This is a genomic window from Bordetella tumulicola (assembly GCF_054779135.1).
Map to the genome: position 1 here is coordinate 1,040,414 of NZ_BAAGYU010000007.1, position 16,051 is coordinate 1,056,464.

Consider the following 16,051-nt stretch of genomic DNA (forward strand, 5'->3'; position numbering starts at 1 on the left):
TTGTCTCCTGGGGCGATGAACAAGGCCGTGCGCACTCAGGTGCGAAATGGCCATAAGTGAAAAAAACGCCGCGCCCGCCGCCACATTTCGGCTAGCCCTTGCGGTTCGAAAATCAGGAATACGACGATCAACAGACCGAACACGATGGTCCGTACCGGTGAGACGTAACGCAGGGTGTCCCCCTCGATAGGCAATAACCCGATCCCGATACGAAGCACCTCGGGCACCATGGTCATGAAGACCGCGCCCAGTATCGCGCCCAGTATCGACCCCATGCCACCGACAATAATCGCGGCCAAGAAGAAAATAGACAGAATCAGCGGAAAGCTTTCAGGCGTTACCACACGAAAAAAGTAGGCCCACAATCCGCCTGCCACTCCCGCATAGAAGGAGGACAAACCAAAGGAAAGCAGCTTGTAGCGCAACAAGGGGATGCCCAGCACTTCAGCGGAAATATCCCGGTCGCGAATGGCGATGAAAGCCCGCCCTACTCGCGTGCGGAATAAGTTGGCTGCCCCCAGCACCATCAACAGGGTCACCGGCACAATGAGCCAGTAAATTTTGAAAGACGTATCCAGCGCGAAACCGAACAGACTGGGCGGTGGCACGGTCATGCCGCCCGAACCGCCCGTAAACGCCAAATTGCCGAATATGAAATGCGCAATGAAAGACGCCGCGATGGTCACGATAGCCAGATAAAGGCCTTTGACTCGCAGTGATGGAACACCCACAACCACCCCGCCCAGCATGGCTACGAATCCGGCCGCGACCAAATTAAGCAGGAACGGCGTGCCGTAGCGCTGCTCCAGCACGGCCACGGTATACGCGCCCAGGCCCATGAATGCGGCCTGTCCGAGACTGACCAACCCGGTATAGCCGGTCAGGATATTCAGGCCGGTCGCGCTGGCGGCATGAATGGCCACCAGGCAAGCAAGGTAAAGCCAGTAATCATTGGCCAAGAATGGGTACAAGACCAGCGCGAGCAGTAAAACAGCCATCCACACTCGCTGCGTGGATGTGTCGAACAAGGCCTCATCGGCCCCGTAGTTTTGCTTGGCGGTCGCAATACGCATGATCAGAGCCTTTCTATTTCACGGGTGCCGAACAGGCCGTATGGCCTGAGCATCAGGACCGCCACCAGCACGATAAAAGTGACCAGCAACTTGTACTCGCCTCCCAGATAGGCACCGGCCCAGGCCTCAAGCACACCGATCAGCAGCCCGGCCAGCAAGGCGCCCACGACGCTGTCGAGGCCGCCGACAATCACCACCACCAGTACGGAGAGCCCGAAGACCCCCATGGAGGAAGACAGCCCTCCTATGGCACCGACGACGATGCCCGCCACTGCGGCCAATGCGGCGCTGGCCGTCCACGCGAGCGAGAAGACGCGCGGCACATTGATGCCCATGGCGTAGGCCGCCCCCTGGTCGGAAGCGGTGGCGCGCAGGGCAATCCCACCGCGCCAGTATCGGAACACCGCAACAACGATCGCTACCAGCGCGACCGCCACCCAAAAGCCATAGAACACCTTGGACGAGATGAATGCTTCGCCGATAAAGATCGGTTCGGTTGGCAGAAACTCAGGCAATCGACGCTGATCCGCCGTCCAGATCAGTTCGACCAGCCCCACCAAAATGGAGCCCAGTCCGACTGTGACCATGAAGACTGAAATCGGGGACTCGCCCAGCATAGGCCGTATGGCCAAGCGTTCGATCACACCACCCATGACACCGCTGCAAACAATCGCCAACACTACCGCTAGCCATATCGGCCATTGCAGGCCCGCGGCAAAGGCAAAGAAAATATACGCACCCATCATCAGCATTTCGCCAATGGCCAGGTTCACCACCTTGGTGGCTTTGTATACGATGACAAAAGCCAAACCGGCCAGCGCGTACAGGCCGCCGCTGCCTATACCGGCCAGGGTGACTTCAAAGAGGAAAAGCCAGTCGATCATACGGCCTCGTCTTGCGGCTGCCCGCGCAAGCGGCGGCGTAAATCGGACACATCACTATCACCCAGATAAGCGCGAATTACCTCGGGATCGGCCTGCACTTGCCCGGGCGTACCATCGGCAATCACCTGCCCGAAATTAAGCACCACCACGTGATCGGACAAATCCATGACCAGACCCATGTCATGCTCGACCATCAACACGGTCACGCCCCACTCGTTGCGAACGTCCAGGATGAATCGCGCCATATCCTCGGTTTCTTCGCGATTCATGCCGGCAACCGGCTCGTCCAGCATCAATACTTCGGGTTGCATTGCCAAGGCGCGTGCCATTTCCACCCGCTTTTGCAAACCATAGGGCAAAGCCGCCACCGACGCATGGCGAATATGGTCGATCTCAAGGAAATCGATAATGCGTTCTTCAATATCGGCGCGCAAAGCCATTTCTTCGCGCTTGGCCGTGCCTAGGTAAAACAGGCCTTGGAACACATTGGTTTTCAGGTGGCAATGCCTGCCAAGCTTGATGTTGTCCAGCACGGACATGCCGCGGAACAAGGCAATATTCTGGAAGCTGCGAGCCAATCCGAGCTTGGCCCGTTGCGGGGCCGGTAGCCGAGAAATATCGCGGCCCTTGAATGTGACGGCCCCTTGGCTGGGGCGGTAAAAACCGGAAATCGTGTTGAACAGCGAGGTCTTACCTGCCCCGTTGGGGCCTATGACAGTGGTAATAGAACCAGGCGCGACGCTGAAATCGACACCGCTCAGCGCTTTGACACCGCCAAAGGCGAGCGTCAGCCCCTCTACCTGCAAGATAGGGTTGCCAGCCGCCACAATTGTCTCCGTTTTTGTACAGGGAAGATCCCGCCGCCCTGCTATTTTTTACCGCCGGGCACCCGCAAGGCTATCCTATGCTTTCTACCAAGCAAGCGCTTGATTGAATGCTGCAGCAGTACTGCCACGTTGCCAATATCGTATTTACCCTGATACCGACGCATTGCGGGATTAGCCAGTTGTCGGCCGCGTACTAGGCCATGGCCCAACCTGCCAGCGCGGCCAGCAGCACCACCAGCACGGGTGGCGTGCGTCCCACCGTCAACAGTCCGAACAAGACTAACGCCAGCCCGAAATTGGCCTTGTCGTGGATGGCGCTCGTCCATACCGGGTCGTACAGCGCCGACAACAGAATGCCGACCACGCCGGCATTGATGCCTGCCATGGCGGTCTGAATCCCCTCTCGGTGACGCAGCCACTCCCAGAACGGCAATGCAGCGACCAGTATCAGCACCGCGGGCAGGAAAATCGTGCCCAGCAGAACCAAACCACCCGCCCAGCCATGGAGCGGGTTGTTGGCGATCGCGCCCAGATAGGCGGCGAACGTGAACAGCGGCCCCGGTACGGCTTGCGCGGCGCCGTAGCCGGCCAGAAAATCGGCGTTGCTCACGGTGCCAGGCGGCACGACCGCTTCCTGCAATAGCGGCAACACGACATGGCCGCCGCCAAAGACTAGCGCGCCAGAACGATAAACCCCTTCTAGCAAGGCAACCGACGATGAACCCGTGGCCGACGCCCAGAGCGGCAGCCCGATAAGCAGGACGACGAACAACAACAGCGCGACGACCCCGAGCTTGCGTGAGACGGGGTAACGATGGGCGTGCCCGCCAGCGGGTTGAGTGCCCTTTTTCAGCATCCACCAACCCAGTAGTCCGGCCACCGCGATGGCGGCCACTTGCCCTGCCGTTGACGGTAGGATCAGGGTCAATACCGCAGCCAAAATCGCGAGACAGGCACGGGGACGATCCGGGCACAACGACTTGGCCATTCCCCAGACAGCCTGTGCCACGATGGCCACGGCCACGACCTTCAGTCCGTTCACCCAGCCATATTCGGCCAGATCCTGGTACTGGGCGATGCCAAAGGCAAACAGGATCAGGGCGATCGCCGACGGCAAGGTAAAACCCGTCCAGGCCGCCAGCAGTCCCGGCCAGCCCGCGCGACCCAAGCCCAACGCCATGCCGACCTGACTGCTGGCCGGCCCGGGCAAAAACTGGCACAGGGCAACCAGGTCGGAATAACTCCGATCATCCAGCCACTGGCGGCGCTCCACGAATTCCGATCGGAAGTAGCCCAAATGGGCGATCGGGCCACCAAACGAAGTCAGCCCCAGTCGCAGGAACACCAGAAAGACACGCCAGGCGCTGTCACGATGTTGTCCGTCGGTTCTTAACATATTTGATAATTTATTGATATTTGGTAGATGCGTGATGGCTGGGGTACGTCTTGGGCGAGTCTCGGGTAAAGATAAAGGCCCCCAAGCTTAAAAGACAAACATTCTGACTGAGTAAAATTACAAATTAGCGCGGACAGTCCTCAGGCTCAGCCAGGGACATTCGCGGGCCGTTTCGCCTCCCGGTCGTTTATAAGTAAAGTGACTCCCTGGCCGGCTCCGCCCGCCAGATCTATAGCACACCGTCTTGGGCAATCCCACTTTCACATGCGCTTCAGCCTACGCCAGATAGAAGTTTTCAGAGCAGTCATGTTGACCGGTTCGATCAAAGGCGCATCGAGCTTGCTTTTCACATCCCAGCCGGCGCTCAGCCGGATCGTTGCCCATACCGAACTGACGCTCGGACTCAAGCTGTTCAATCGGGTCAAGGGCAAGCTCGTTCCCACGCCAGACGCTGAAGCCCTGTTCCAGGAAGTCGACCAGTGCTATCAGCACTTGCTTCGAATCGACGATTTTGCGCGCGGACTGGCAAGCGGGCCGTCGGGGATGCTCAATCTCGCCTGCAGCCCGGCATTGAGCCGAGGCGTCATCGCCAGCGCCATCACACGTTTTATCAAGCGCTATCCCAACATTCAGGTGAACTACCACCTGACGATGCTCAACAGCATGGCTCAGGACGTCATCAGTAACAAAGTCGACCTGGCCATTTCCGTCCTGCCGATTGACCATCCCAATCTGAAAGTCATGCCCTTCATGGAGGGATGCATGGTCTGCGTGGTCCCGAGGGGACATGCGCTCGCTCGGAAAAAGAGCGTCGATATCGCTGACATCGCCCAGTATCCTCTCATCGCCCATCACCCGGGTATTCCGTTTGGACAGCTCGTCGCCACGGCGATCAAACAGGCCGGCGTGGACCACCGGGCTTCTGTGTACATCCATCAGACCGACACTGCATGCGCCCTGGTGCGCGCGGGCGCCGGCGTGGCGATCATTGATCAATTTACCGCTGAAAGCATGGGATGGCCCGATGTGCAGGTCGTGCCTCTCACCGATCCCATCCCCCTCTTCCCAAGCATCGTGCGATCGGCGTTCGATACGGGAAAGAGCCACGCGGACAAATTTATTGATGTGCTGACCAAGGAGTGATGAACCTGACGGCATACCCTGCTTAGATTTAAGCACTCGCCCAAATCCGCCCGAATCCTTAGGATTTCATGTTGCGCGAATGGCTCTGCCTCGCAACAAATGAAATCCAGGAGACGGCAATGAAGTTGGGACTAATCGGCGTAGGTAACATCGGCCAGCATTTCGCGAATCGCTTGCTGGCCGCCGGGCACGAGTTGGTGGTGCACGACAAATCAGCGGCCGCGCAACAGCGTAGTGTGGATCGCGGGGCCACCGGCGCGGACAGCGTAACGGCTTTAGCCAGCGAGGTGTCCATCGTGCTGATATGCCTGCCCATGCCAGCCATCGTCGCTGACGTATGTCGCGAAATCGCCCAGGTCAAAGGAGTCAAGATTGTGCTCGACCTGTCGACGACGGGACCGTCTGTCACCCAAGACATCGACGCCGTGCTCTCCGCCCAGGGTATCCCGCTGATCGGCGCACCGGTCAGCGGCGGCACCGTGGCGGCTGAAAAAGGGACACTGGCCGTGATGGCCGCCGGCCCGAAAACCACGTTCGACGAAGTCGAGCCTATCCTGAAAGTGCTGGGCAAAAACGTGTTCTACCTGGGTGCGGACCCCAGTCTGGGACAGACCACCAAAATCATCAACAACACGCTCTATGCCACGAGCATGATCGCCAGTTGCGAAGCGCTCGTTTACGGCGTCAAGGCAGGACTCGATCCACAAACGCTTCTGGATGTGATCAACGTATCCAGCGGCCGATCTTTTGCGACGCTGGAGCGCATCCCGCAATGCGTCCTTGACCGCAGTTTTCCGGTGCGTTTTACGACGGCGTTGCTGCATAAAGACGTCAAGATGTGCATTGACGAGGCCGAGAAACTCGGTGTCCCCATGTCTGTCAATCCGGCGGCCCGGCAGTTCCTCGCGTTTGCGATTTCACAGGGCGATGGAGATCGGGACAACGTGTTCCCCATTCGGCACATTGAGCAATGGGCGGGGGTCGAGTTCGGTAAAAAGCCTTGACACGAATTCTTAAATACCCAGAGATCAAGACCCAGATGAAACGTCGTTTATTCGCTCTTCTGTGCACGCGCCCGATGATGGCTTGGGGGTTTATCTCGAAACATCTGTCCGGATTACCGCAGTAGCGACACTGCGCACCCGCATCATGACTCACCGTTGAATTCAACCATCAGGAGCACTACATCATGGCAGTCCAGATTCGCAAAAAACTATTGAACATCGAGTCCATCTATCACGAAAACGGCCCCGTTCGCGAGACGCCGATCGTGATGGCATCTATCGCGATCGTTCTCAAGAATCCCTACGCGGGCAGATATGTCGAGGACCTTTCCCAGCTCGTGGAAGACTCGAAAGTCTTGGCCAAGGAAATCGTGCCCGAGCTCCTCGCGGCCGTGGGTGGCGCTGACAAGGTCCAGGCCTATGGCAAGGGCGCCATCGTGGGCCTGAACGGCGAGCTCGAACACGGCGCAATCTGGCACGAAGCGGGCGGCTGGTCCATGCGCGCCGAGTTGCCTCAGGCGAAATCGATTGTGCCTGCCGCCAAGGTCGTTGCCACCGCAGGCACGCGCCTGCAGATTCCGTTGCATCACATCGAAGCCTGCTATGTGCGCAGCCACTTCACCACCATGGACGTGGGGGCCATCGACAGCCCCCGCCCTGACGAGCTGTTATATGCGTTGGTCGTCTCCACAGGGACGCGCGTTCATGAACGGCTTGGCGGACTGCGGGCTGACCAACTCACGGTCGGCGACGGTCAACGCTAAATCCTGGCCACTGGGCGTCGGTCATACCGCCGACGCGCATAGACATCAGGCGATCACCTCAAGCGATATCGCCAATGATTTTTTGAAAATAAAACGTCGCAGGTATAGCCCTTTACGAACTATGCCGGATCGACTCGGAGACAAATATGATTAAATTTTTCACTATGACGGCAGCGGCCGTCCTCAGCCTGGGAATCTCTGCCTCATCGGGTGCGGCGACCTGGCCGGAGCGCCCTGTCACACTCGTGGTCCCCCTATCACCCGGCGGTAGTACGGATGCCACGGCACGCTTGATCGCCCAAGGTCTGTCAAAAGAGCTGGGCCAACCCGTCATTGTTGAGAACCGCGCCGGCGCGGGCGGCAACATCGGCGCCGACTATGTCTCGAATGCGAAACCGGACGGCTACACATTCCTGTTGTCGACCTCGACATTGACCACGAACGTGACCTTGTACGCACCGAATATGCCGCTGGACGTACAGAAAGACTTGACGCCTGTGTCACGGGTCTCGCTGATTCCGAACGTGTTGATGGTCAACAACGACGTTCCGGCAAAAACGCTCCAGGAATTCATCGCCTATGCCAAGAAAAACAAAAACGCGGTGAACTACGGCTCAGCTGGCACGGGAACATCGCAGCATTTATCCGGCTCGCTGCTTAACCAAATGGCAGGAACCGAAATGACGCATGTGCCGTACAAAGGCGGCGCGCCTGCGAATGCCGATCTGCTGGCGGGCCAGATCCAGGCGGTCTTTTCTCCTATGGTGGAAGTCCTCCCGTTTATAGATAGCGGAAAGCTACGCCCGCTCGCCGTCACGACACCCGAACGGTCACCCAGATTGCCCGACGTCCCCGCGGTCGCCGAGACCCTCCCCGGCTACGAAATCGTTCTCTGGAATGGCGTGTGGGCCCCCGCCGGTACGCCCAAACCTATTGTCGACCGGATGAACAAGGCCATCAATGCCGTGCTTACCACGGACGAAGTACAAAAGACGTTCAACGCACAAGGCTCCGCCGCGGCCGGCAACACACCTGAGGAGTTCGCAACACTCGTTGATGCCGAAATCAAGAAATGGGGAGAACTCGTAAAATTGTCTGGCGCAAAAGTCAACTGATCGACGGCAGGAGAAAATCATCGTTTGACTGCTCCCTTCCCTAAAGGGAAAGGGATTCCCACTTCACAGAACCGAGCCATTGCGCATCAACACTCATGCACTCAGGTCTTACCGTTTCTCCATGGGCTAACACCGCCAGCCCGGCGGCTAATAGGTTATGCGCCGCGTTGATGTCGCGGTCGTGGTCTGTGCAGCAAGCCGAACAAGTCCAACGTCGCACGCTCAACGGCAGCTTCGGTGACACATATCCGCAAGCGTGGCAACGCTTGCTGGAGGGGTACCAGCGATCCACGCGCACCAACTTACGTCCTGCCCAACGCGCTTTGTACTCAAGCTGTCTCACGAACTCCGCCCACCCGGCATCGCCGATGGATTTGGAAAGACAGCGGTTTTCCCGCATGTTGGACACAGACAAGCTTTCTACGGCGATCACTTGGTTCTCGTGGATCAACCGGGTGGAGAGCTGGTGCAGGAAATCCCTGCGGATGTCTGCGATCTTGGCATGCAGACGTGCGAGCCAGCGTGATCGCTTGCTCGGGCGTGGGATAGAACCGGAATCGGTAGGCACGTTTGGTTTGCATGCCCGAAAGTCTATCCACACCAAACCAAATCACTGGATAGTCATCCAGACAACAGCTCAAATCAGACCAATCCTGCAGCCTTACGGCGGCGCCCCTTTCCTCCCCGGCATGGATGCCGAGGTTTCTCGGAGCAATGGATGAAACCCGTATTACTCGTTCTGGTCTTTTTGTCCGAAGAGCATCGTGCACTCGTTGGCGAGCAATTCGACATGATCTATGCACCCAATGCCCATCTGGGCAAGGACCGAACCAACGGTGAAGCACAGATCAACGCGCGCGGCCACGAAATCAAGGTCGTGCTCACGAATGGCACAAACGGCCTGCTCGCCAGTGAAATAGATCGTCTTCCCGTGCTGGAATTAATCTGCACGGTAGGCGTGGGATACGAGAACGTGGCGATCGAGGCCGCGCGCGCCCGCGGTATTGCGGTCGCCAACGCGGCGGGCACCAATGATGATTGTGTGGCCGACCATACGATGATGCTTCTCCTGGCCGCGATACGGCGCCTGCCGTTTCTTAATACGGGCGTCAGGCATGGCCTGTGGCGCGACGACATCCCACGCCCCCCTCACGTGTCGTACCGCCGACTGGGCATCCTCGGGTTGGGCGCCATCGGCAGAAAGGTGGCGCATCGGGCCCTCGGCTTTCACATGACCATCGGCTATCACAACCGGCAGCGCCGCGACGATGTCGATTACGAGTATTTTGAGGATCTTGAAAGCCTCGCGCGCTGGTGCGACTTCCTCATCGTTGCAGCCCCCGGCGGCAAAGAAACCTATCACATCATTAACGAGAAGATCATCGATTGCATTGGCCCACAGGGTGTGCTCGTGAATATCGCCCGAGGCACGCTCGTCGACCTCGACGCCGTTTCGCGTGCCCTGCGAGAGGGGCGCCTGATGGCCGCCGCGCTAGACGTGTACGAGAACGAGCCCACTCCCCCTGCTCCCCTTCTCGACTTGGACAATGCAGTGTTGACCCCCCACATCGCGGGGATTTCACCGCAGGCGATTGACGCCTCCGTGCGGAAATTTCTGGAAAATGCGGCGTGCTTTTATGCGGGTAAGCCGTTGGTCACGCCCGTCTGACAGAGGGTGTATAACAGCTATCAAAACCGCCGGTCCCGCAAACTAACGCGTTTTGAATCGGTGTGACATACTCCCATCGCATTCAGATATACCCCTGTCTGAAATTCATGGTTCCCCCCGCCCCGCCAACACTTTAGAGTGGCGAAAGCACCGCCATCAGAGCGATGCCGTAATAAAGGACGGAGACAGAATGAAAATGAGCAAAACCCGCAGGCGGTTTGCCGCTACGCTAGCATTGCTGGGGCTGTTGGGCACCGTCAACTTTGCCCACGGACAGGGAAACACGATTCGGCTGTTTGTCATCGTCGCGCCAGGGGGCAGCGCCGACGCCATGGCCCGCATCGTTGGCGAAAAGCTGGGGCCACGGCTGAAAACCACCGTTGTGGTGGAAAACAAGCCAGGCGCCGGCGGAAATTTGGCCACTCAGACAGTGGCTCGCGCCGAACCTGACGGTACATCGTTATTGCTCACTGCTAACAACCACACGATCAATCCCACCCTCTTCGCCGACGCAGGCTACGAGCTAAAGGATCTGGCTCCGATCGCCGAACTGATGCGCGGACCGTCTGTGGTCGTGGTGCCGATCAATTCTCCCTACAACTCGTTCGAGGATCTTTTGGCTGATGCCCGCAAACACCCGGGTACGATCACGTATGGCAGCGCAGGCGTAGGCACGCCCTCGCACATGGCAGGCGAACTACTGGCACAAGCGGCGGGAATAAAACTGGTCCATGCGCCGTACCGGGGGTCCGGCCCGTCATTGAACGACGTTGCTGGCGGCCAGATCCCCGTCGTCATTTCATCGTTAGTAGCCGCCACGCCGTTGATCCAGGCCAAGCGAGTGCGCCCATTGGCCGTCACATCGCTAAAGAGGTGGCCCGGGCAGGATTCCATCCCCGCCGCATCAGAATTCGGCATGCCAAATTACGAGCATATGACTTGGCTGGGCCTGTTCGCGCCTAGCGGAACACCTCCGGAAAAAGTCCGCGAGCTCAGCGACGCTACCATGGCGGTACTGCAAGACCCGGCGATCAAGAGCAAGGTTGCCGCGCTGGGCGGTCAGGTCGGCGACATGAGCGCCGATGCTTTCGCCCAATTTATAGACGCCGACTATGAGACGGCGCGCAAACTGGTCACGAGCGTCAACATGCAGGTGAACTGACGCCATGGAGCTGAAGCATTGCGCTGAAGAACGTATGTCGCGATTTACGGGGGATTAATGAACGCCGAAATGCTTGATGGTCGATTGCCGTTGCGCGGTGTACGCGTCCTGGAGCTTTCGCAGATCATGGCGGGCCCGATTTGCGGGCTGATGCTGGCAGACCTGGGGGCGGACGTCATCAAGATCGAGAAATTCCCTGCCGGCGACGACGCACGCGCGTTCAACAACTCAGGGGCCCCTGGGGAGATGCCCGCGTCATTCCAGATGATCAATCGCGGCAAGAAGTCCGTGGCATTGGATATCCGCACGGATGCGGGGCGCCAAGCGCTATTACGCATGGTCAGGAAGACGGATGTGCTGACCGAAAATTTCCGGCCCGGTACCTTGCAACGATTGGGGCTGGGACCCGACGTACTGATGCGCGAGAACCCGGCACTCATCTGCGTATCGGTCAGCGGCTATGGCGCCAAGGGCGATCTGCAATCACGCGGCGGCTTTGATCTGGTTCTGCAGGCGTTCAGCGGTCTGATCAGCGTAACCGGAGAACCTGGACGCGGTGGCGTCAAACCAGGCGTTCCCATCGCGGATATCAATGCGGGGGTATTGGCCACATTGGGTGTTTTGGCCGCCTATATCCATCGACTGCGAAGCGGTAAAGGCCAGTGGGTACAGACCTCGTTACTGCAGGCATCGGTCCAACAACTCTATTGGTATGCGGCGTTATTTTTTTCGTCTGGCCAGTTGCCCGAACGGCTCGGTACGGCGCATCCCATCATCGCACCCTACCAAACCTATCAGTGCGCCGATGGCGAACTGGCACTGGGCGGTGGTAATGACTCGATCTGGAAACGCATCGTGCAGATTGTTGGCAAACCCGAATGGGAGATCGATCCGAGTTTTCGCAGTCCGAAAGACCGACTGGACAACCGAGAAAAACTGGCGGCATGCTTGAACGCCGTCTTGGTCAAGCGCACCCGGGCCGAATGGGAGCGTGACTTCCTCGCGGCCGGCGTTCCCTGTGGTCCGGTACAAACCGTGGACGAAGCATTGCTCCATCCTCAAACCCGCTCGCTCGATATGGTGATTGACGTCGCCGACGCCAATGGCGGTAATGCCAGGGCCATCGGCCTGCCTATACTGTTTGACGGAAGCAACCACCCTGCCCGCTCGGCTGCACCACGTTTGGGGCAAGACACCCAGACCGTGCTGCGTGAATTGGGCTTTAGCGGCGATGAAATCACTGCGTTAAAGAACGCCGGTGCCAGTTGGGACGGTCTAGAAGATCATCCGCAGGCACCTGGCACGGTCGAACACACCACTTAGTACCTATCGTCTGATCAAGGCTTGTGGCCACCCGGCCATCGGCCATTTTTCAGCATGTCGTGCAGCAGATCGCTCAATACGCCGCGCAGTGCCAGCAGCGCGGGCTCTTGAGGGGCCTCTATCGCGGTACATAATGCCAACACGCGTTGCAGTCGTGGCGTAATCAGGCGGGTGGGCAGCGTAGACTGCGAAGCCTGATCCGGCAACGCGGACAATGGCAACACCGTCGCGCCGACCCCAGACCGCGCCAAACGCAGCATGGTCAACGGATTCGAACATTCCACGACCACATTCAGCGTCAGGCCCGCCGCGTAGCACGCCCTATCCAGAACAGCCCGCACATTATTGGGCTGTGCAGCCAGAATCAAGGGCACGCCATCCAGCGCCGTCAAAGGGAAATCGCCTTCAGCAGGTGCCGGAACGCCAATAGCGTAAAAATCTTCTTTGATCATGGCCTGGGCATCCACGCCACGCGGCACATCTTCGGCAAATAACAGCGCCACATCAATGCGATGATTAAGCAACTGCTCGGCCAGATAGGAACTGGGATATTCGATCACCCGCAACAAAACATGGGGACAGCGCTTCGTCAACGCTTCAAACAGCTCCGTGGCCAGGGTCTGCGCAACGCTGACCGGCAAACCCAACGTCACCTTGCCACGAATCTCAACGCCAATGCCACCGCCAATATCGCGCATGCCTTCGATCTGCTGCAACACCGCCCGAGCCCGTCGATACAGTTGCATCCCGTGCTCTGTCGGCTCCGCACCACGCGAGCTACGGCTAAGCAACTGACAGCCAAGCTCTTCCTCCAGACGCGCGATCTGCGAGCTCAACGCCGACTGCGCAACGTGGACGGCTTCCGCAGCACGCGACAGGCTGCCTAATTCCACGGTCTTGACGAAATAGCGCAGTTGGCGCAGTTCCATAGCCAGGTCGTTTAAGCTCGACTACGACACGGTTTGAATAACTTCAAACCCCTCAAACTCTGGATGGCCAAGATAGAGTGAACGCGTGCCGCCGCCCGCATTGCGGTGCGCGGCCCGAAATGCCTCGGACTTTGTCCAGTCCTCGAATGCCGCCTGACTCGACCAGACTGTGTGGCTCGAAAACAGGACATGATCGTCTTTCTGGGGACCTCTGAGCAGATGGAACTCAACAAAGCCGGGGACTTCCTTCAAATGCGTATCGCGGTTCTTCCAAAGTTCTTCGAATTCACTCTCGGATCCCAGGGCGACCTTGAATCGGTTCATAGCGATGTACATGGCTGAATCCTCTCTGCTCTCTGCAAATGATGTCCCATTGTAGTGGGCCAGTGGCCCCCTGCGTCGAGACGCCTGCACCCTCCCCTAGTCACTCATGTCACCATCGTGAAAACTGGGTCACCTGTCGCGCGAATTCCGGCTTTAGCCCTGGGCCAGCAACCAATCGGTCAAGACATCGACCGCCAGCATAAAATCGTCGATATCCATCGCCTCGTGCGGATTGTGGCTGCCATGGTGGTTGCGCACGAAAAGCAGCCCCATTGGCACCCCCGCCTCGTGAAAAACCGCCGCGTCATGGGAGGCAGGGCTAGCCAGGGGCATGGAGGCGATCCCGCGCGAGCGCGCCAGATCGGTCAGCGCGGCCTGAATGTCTGACGCGGCCGTCGCCACTGGCGCCTGCGTTTGGCGTCCCAGTTCGAACCGTACGCCGCACTCGTCCTGCAGCGTGGCAACGATGCCCAGCACGTCCTCGTGCAGGCGCGCCACGTCCGCCGCGTCGTACGCTCGCACATCCAGGCTGAAGCAAACCTCGCCCGCGACCTTGGTCATTGCGTCATTGGCTGCGTCGGTATGCAGGCGACCGACGGTAAAGGCCATATCCTTGCCTGCGTCCTCCCAGCGTTGCCACAGGGCATCCAGTTGTGCCACGAAGCGCGCAGCCGCCACCAGCGCATCCCGGCGAAAGCGGCGTGGCAGGCCCACGTGGGCGGTCTCGCCCGTCACCGTGATCTCCGGATAACGGAAATTTCCAGGAATGCTCGTGCCGATACCCAGGGGCACACCGGCCTCGACTAAACTGGGGGCCTGCTCGATATGTACCTCCATGAAAGCCCGAATTCGGCCGGGATCCAGGAATGGCTGCCCGGCCAGCAAAACGTCGGGATCACCGCCGCACTGTCGTATATGCTCGGCCAGCGTCGCCTGCGTATCGACGCGCCGGCATTGCAACGCCTCGGGCGACAAGCGACCCAGGGCGGCGCGGCTGCCGATGTACGAGGTCTGGAACCACGCGCTTTCTTCGGCACGCACCCCCATAACCGTGATGTCGCCGCGCGGCGATATCCCGTGCCGCCGCAACATGGACAGCGCGGCCAGGCCTGCCACCACGCCCGCGGCACCATCGAAATTGCCCCCCTGCGCCACCGAATCCAGATGCGAGCCGATCATGATCGCCGGCGCCTCGCTATCGCGGCCCGGCAGCGTCATGTAGCTGTTCAGCGCGGCATCCTCGGTTACGCGCAATCCCAGTGCCGTTGCCTCCTCTCGTAGGAAGGTGTGAGCGAACTGCTCGCCTTCACCATATGAAGGGCGCGTGATACCGGCAACGGGATCGGCCGTATTGCTGGCCATCACGCTGAACCAACGAACGACCTGTTCGCGCGCCGCCGAGCGTGTAGACGGTTCAATGGCGACCCGGCGATCACTTGACATCGATACCCGCATCCTTGATGACCTTGCCCCACTTCGCGGTTTCCTTCTCCGCATAATCGGCCATGGCCTGCGGCGGGCCGCCCATCACTTCGTCCATGCCCATCTTCAGCAGTTGGTCCCGAATGGCGGGGTCTTCGAGCAGATCGTTGAACATCTTGGTCAGGACCTGGACGACCTCGGGCGGCGTTCCCGGCGGCGCAACGATACCGCCCCAGGCCACTCCCTCGAAGCCCGGCAACTTGTTCTCGGCAACCGTAGGCAGATCCGGAAAATTGGGGGACCGCTCCAGGCTAGTCACCGCCAGAGCCCGCAGCTTGCCCGAGCGAATATGCGGGCTAATGCTGGTGGTGTTGTCGAACAGCGCATCGACGGTCCCTGCGATAACGTCGGTGGTGGCCTGCGGGCTGCCGCGATACGGTACGTGCAACAGTTCCACGCCCGACGAGCTGGCCAGAAGCTCGCCGGTAAGATGGCCCGACGTGCCCGCGCCCGGCGAGGCAAACGTCACTTTGCCAGGATTGTTTTTGGCATAGGCCAGGAACTCGTCCAGCGTTTTGACCGGCAGAGACGGATTCACCGCCAGCACGTTAGCCACCTTCAAGACGTACGCGACCGGCACCAAAGCCTGTGGATCGTAGGGCAACTCCTTGAAAGCGCTGCGGTTGATAGCCAAGGTGACGTTATTGGCATAGCCGACGGTATAGCCGTCCGGCTTGGCGCGATAGACGGCACTGATACCGGGAATACCTGATCCGCCGGGCCGATTGTCGACGACGAAGCTTTGTTGATAGCGCTCCTGTGCCTTTTGCGCCAGGAAACGGATGAGCGTATCGGGTGTTCCGCCAGCGGCGGACGGCACGACAATGGTGATGGGCCGCTCCGGAAAGGCGGCCTGCGCCGATACGGGAGCGAGGATGAAGGCGACGCCGCAGAGGGCGACTCGGCGCAACACGCGCTGCAGGAGAGGCTGAGCCATAAGTTTTCCCTTGGATAGT

At 59.3% G+C, this 16,051-nt stretch carries 16 protein-coding genes and 1 pseudogene; 7 read left to right on the forward strand and 10 right to left on the reverse strand.

Annotation, left to right across the window (positions count from 1 at the left end):
• Window positions 1–35: 35 nt before the first annotated feature.
• The 4 genes from ACYVDM_RS13180 to chrA form a co-directional block, all read right to left on the reverse strand.
• Window positions 36–1,073, reverse strand: coding sequence for a branched-chain amino acid ABC transporter permease (locus tag ACYVDM_RS13180; RefSeq protein WP_415785083.1), 1,038 nt, complete (start codon window positions 1,071–1,073; stop codon window positions 36–38).
• Between the two features lie 2 nt (window positions 1,074–1,075).
• Window positions 1,076–1,954, reverse strand: coding sequence for a branched-chain amino acid ABC transporter permease (locus ACYVDM_RS13185; protein WP_415786987.1), 879 nt, complete (start codon window positions 1,952–1,954; stop codon window positions 1,076–1,078).
• Window positions 1,954–2,784, reverse strand: a complete 831-nt coding sequence (locus ACYVDM_RS13190; RefSeq protein ID WP_415785081.1) for an ABC transporter ATP-binding protein — start codon at window positions 2,782–2,784, stop codon at window positions 1,954–1,956. The genes ACYVDM_RS13185 and ACYVDM_RS13190 overlap by 1 nt, the downstream gene beginning before the upstream one ends.
• A gap of 193 nt (window positions 2,785–2,977) precedes the next feature.
• Window positions 2,978–4,180: a chromate efflux transporter gene (chrA, locus tag ACYVDM_RS13195; protein WP_415785079.1), complete on the reverse strand. Its 1,203-nt coding sequence runs from the start codon at window positions 4,178–4,180 to the stop codon at window positions 2,978–2,980.
• A gap of 264 nt (window positions 4,181–4,444) precedes the next feature.
• On the opposite strand from chrA, the gene ACYVDM_RS13200 reads away from it, so the two are divergent.
• The 4 genes from ACYVDM_RS13200 (at window position 4,445) to ACYVDM_RS13215 (ending at window position 8,206) form a co-directional block, all read left to right on the forward strand.
• Window positions 4,445–5,323, forward strand: a complete 879-nt coding sequence (locus tag ACYVDM_RS13200) for a LysR family transcriptional regulator (protein ID WP_415785077.1) — start codon at window positions 4,445–4,447, stop codon at window positions 5,321–5,323.
• Window positions 5,324–5,442: 119 nt separating this feature from the next.
• Entirely contained in the window at window positions 5,443–6,327 is an 885-nt protein-coding gene (locus ACYVDM_RS13205; protein WP_415785075.1) for an NAD(P)-dependent oxidoreductase, read from the forward strand.
• Window positions 6,328–6,509: 182 nt separating this feature from the next.
• Window positions 6,510–7,091: an amino acid synthesis family protein gene (locus ACYVDM_RS13210; RefSeq protein WP_415786985.1), complete on the forward strand. Its 582-nt coding sequence runs from the start codon at window positions 6,510–6,512 to the stop codon at window positions 7,089–7,091.
• A 146-nt stretch (window positions 7,092–7,237) separates the two neighbouring features.
• On the forward strand, window positions 7,238–8,206 hold the full coding sequence (locus ACYVDM_RS13215; RefSeq protein WP_415785073.1) for a Bug family tripartite tricarboxylate transporter substrate binding protein: 969 nt from the start codon (window positions 7,238–7,240) through the stop codon (window positions 8,204–8,206).
• A gap of 40 nt (window positions 8,207–8,246) precedes the next feature.
• Here the strand turns inward: ACYVDM_RS13215 and ACYVDM_RS13220 are convergent, their stop codons facing one another.
• Together ACYVDM_RS13220 and ACYVDM_RS13225 are read right to left on the reverse strand one after the other, a co-directional pair.
• Window positions 8,247–8,753, reverse strand: coding sequence for an RNA-guided endonuclease TnpB family protein (locus ACYVDM_RS13220; RefSeq protein WP_415786983.1), 507 nt, complete (start codon window positions 8,751–8,753; stop codon window positions 8,247–8,249).
• Window positions 8,743–8,787 (reverse strand): annotated as a pseudogene (locus ACYVDM_RS13225) (helix-turn-helix domain-containing protein); the annotation flags it as partial. The pseudogene ACYVDM_RS13225 and the gene ACYVDM_RS13220, both read right to left, overlap by 11 nt.
• Window positions 8,788–8,924: 137 nt before the next feature.
• On the opposite strand from ACYVDM_RS13225, the gene ACYVDM_RS13230 reads away from it, so the two are divergent.
• The 3 genes from ACYVDM_RS13230 to ACYVDM_RS13240 all read left to right on the forward strand — a co-directional run bounded on the left by ACYVDM_RS13230 (window position 8,925) and on the right by ACYVDM_RS13240 (window position 12,360).
• Window positions 8,925–9,875: a 2-hydroxyacid dehydrogenase gene (locus ACYVDM_RS13230; protein WP_415785071.1), complete on the forward strand. Its 951-nt coding sequence runs from the start codon at window positions 8,925–8,927 to the stop codon at window positions 9,873–9,875.
• 190 nt (window positions 9,876–10,065) lie between these two features.
• Window positions 10,066–11,037 carry a tripartite tricarboxylate transporter substrate binding protein gene (locus ACYVDM_RS13235; RefSeq protein ID WP_415785069.1) on the forward strand — a complete coding sequence of 324 codons (972 nt, stop codon included), beginning with the start codon at window positions 10,066–10,068 and terminating at the stop codon, window positions 11,035–11,037.
• Window positions 11,038–11,094: 57 nt separating this feature from the next.
• The gene (locus ACYVDM_RS13240) at window positions 11,095–12,360 is read left to right on the forward strand and encodes a CaiB/BaiF CoA transferase family protein (protein WP_415785067.1); all 1,266 of its coding nucleotides are present in this window, start codon (window positions 11,095–11,097) and stop codon (window positions 12,358–12,360) included.
• Window positions 12,361–12,374: 14 nt separating this feature from the next.
• Here ACYVDM_RS13240 and ACYVDM_RS13245 read toward each other — a convergent pair whose 3' ends face one another.
• The 4 genes from ACYVDM_RS13245 to ACYVDM_RS13260 all read right to left on the reverse strand — a co-directional run bounded on the left by ACYVDM_RS13245 (window position 12,375) and on the right by ACYVDM_RS13260 (window position 16,032).
• Window positions 12,375–13,289, reverse strand: a complete 915-nt coding sequence (locus ACYVDM_RS13245; protein ID WP_415785065.1) for a LysR substrate-binding domain-containing protein — start codon at window positions 13,287–13,289, stop codon at window positions 12,375–12,377.
• A 21-nt stretch (window positions 13,290–13,310) separates the two neighbouring features.
• Window positions 13,311–13,625 carry an antibiotic biosynthesis monooxygenase family protein gene (locus ACYVDM_RS13250; protein ID WP_415785063.1) on the reverse strand — a complete coding sequence of 105 codons (315 nt, stop codon included), beginning with the start codon at window positions 13,623–13,625 and terminating at the stop codon, window positions 13,311–13,313.
• Window positions 13,626–13,766: 141 nt separating this feature from the next.
• Window positions 13,767–15,056, reverse strand: coding sequence for a hydantoinase/carbamoylase family amidase (locus ACYVDM_RS13255; RefSeq protein ID WP_415785061.1), 1,290 nt, complete (start codon window positions 15,054–15,056; stop codon window positions 13,767–13,769).
• Complete coding sequence (locus ACYVDM_RS13260; protein ID WP_415785059.1) at window positions 15,046–16,032, reverse strand: Bug family tripartite tricarboxylate transporter substrate binding protein; 987 nt, start codon at window positions 16,030–16,032, stop codon at window positions 15,046–15,048. Before ACYVDM_RS13260 ends, ACYVDM_RS13255 begins: the two co-directional genes overlap by 11 nt.
• Window positions 16,033–16,051: the final 19 nt, after the last annotated feature.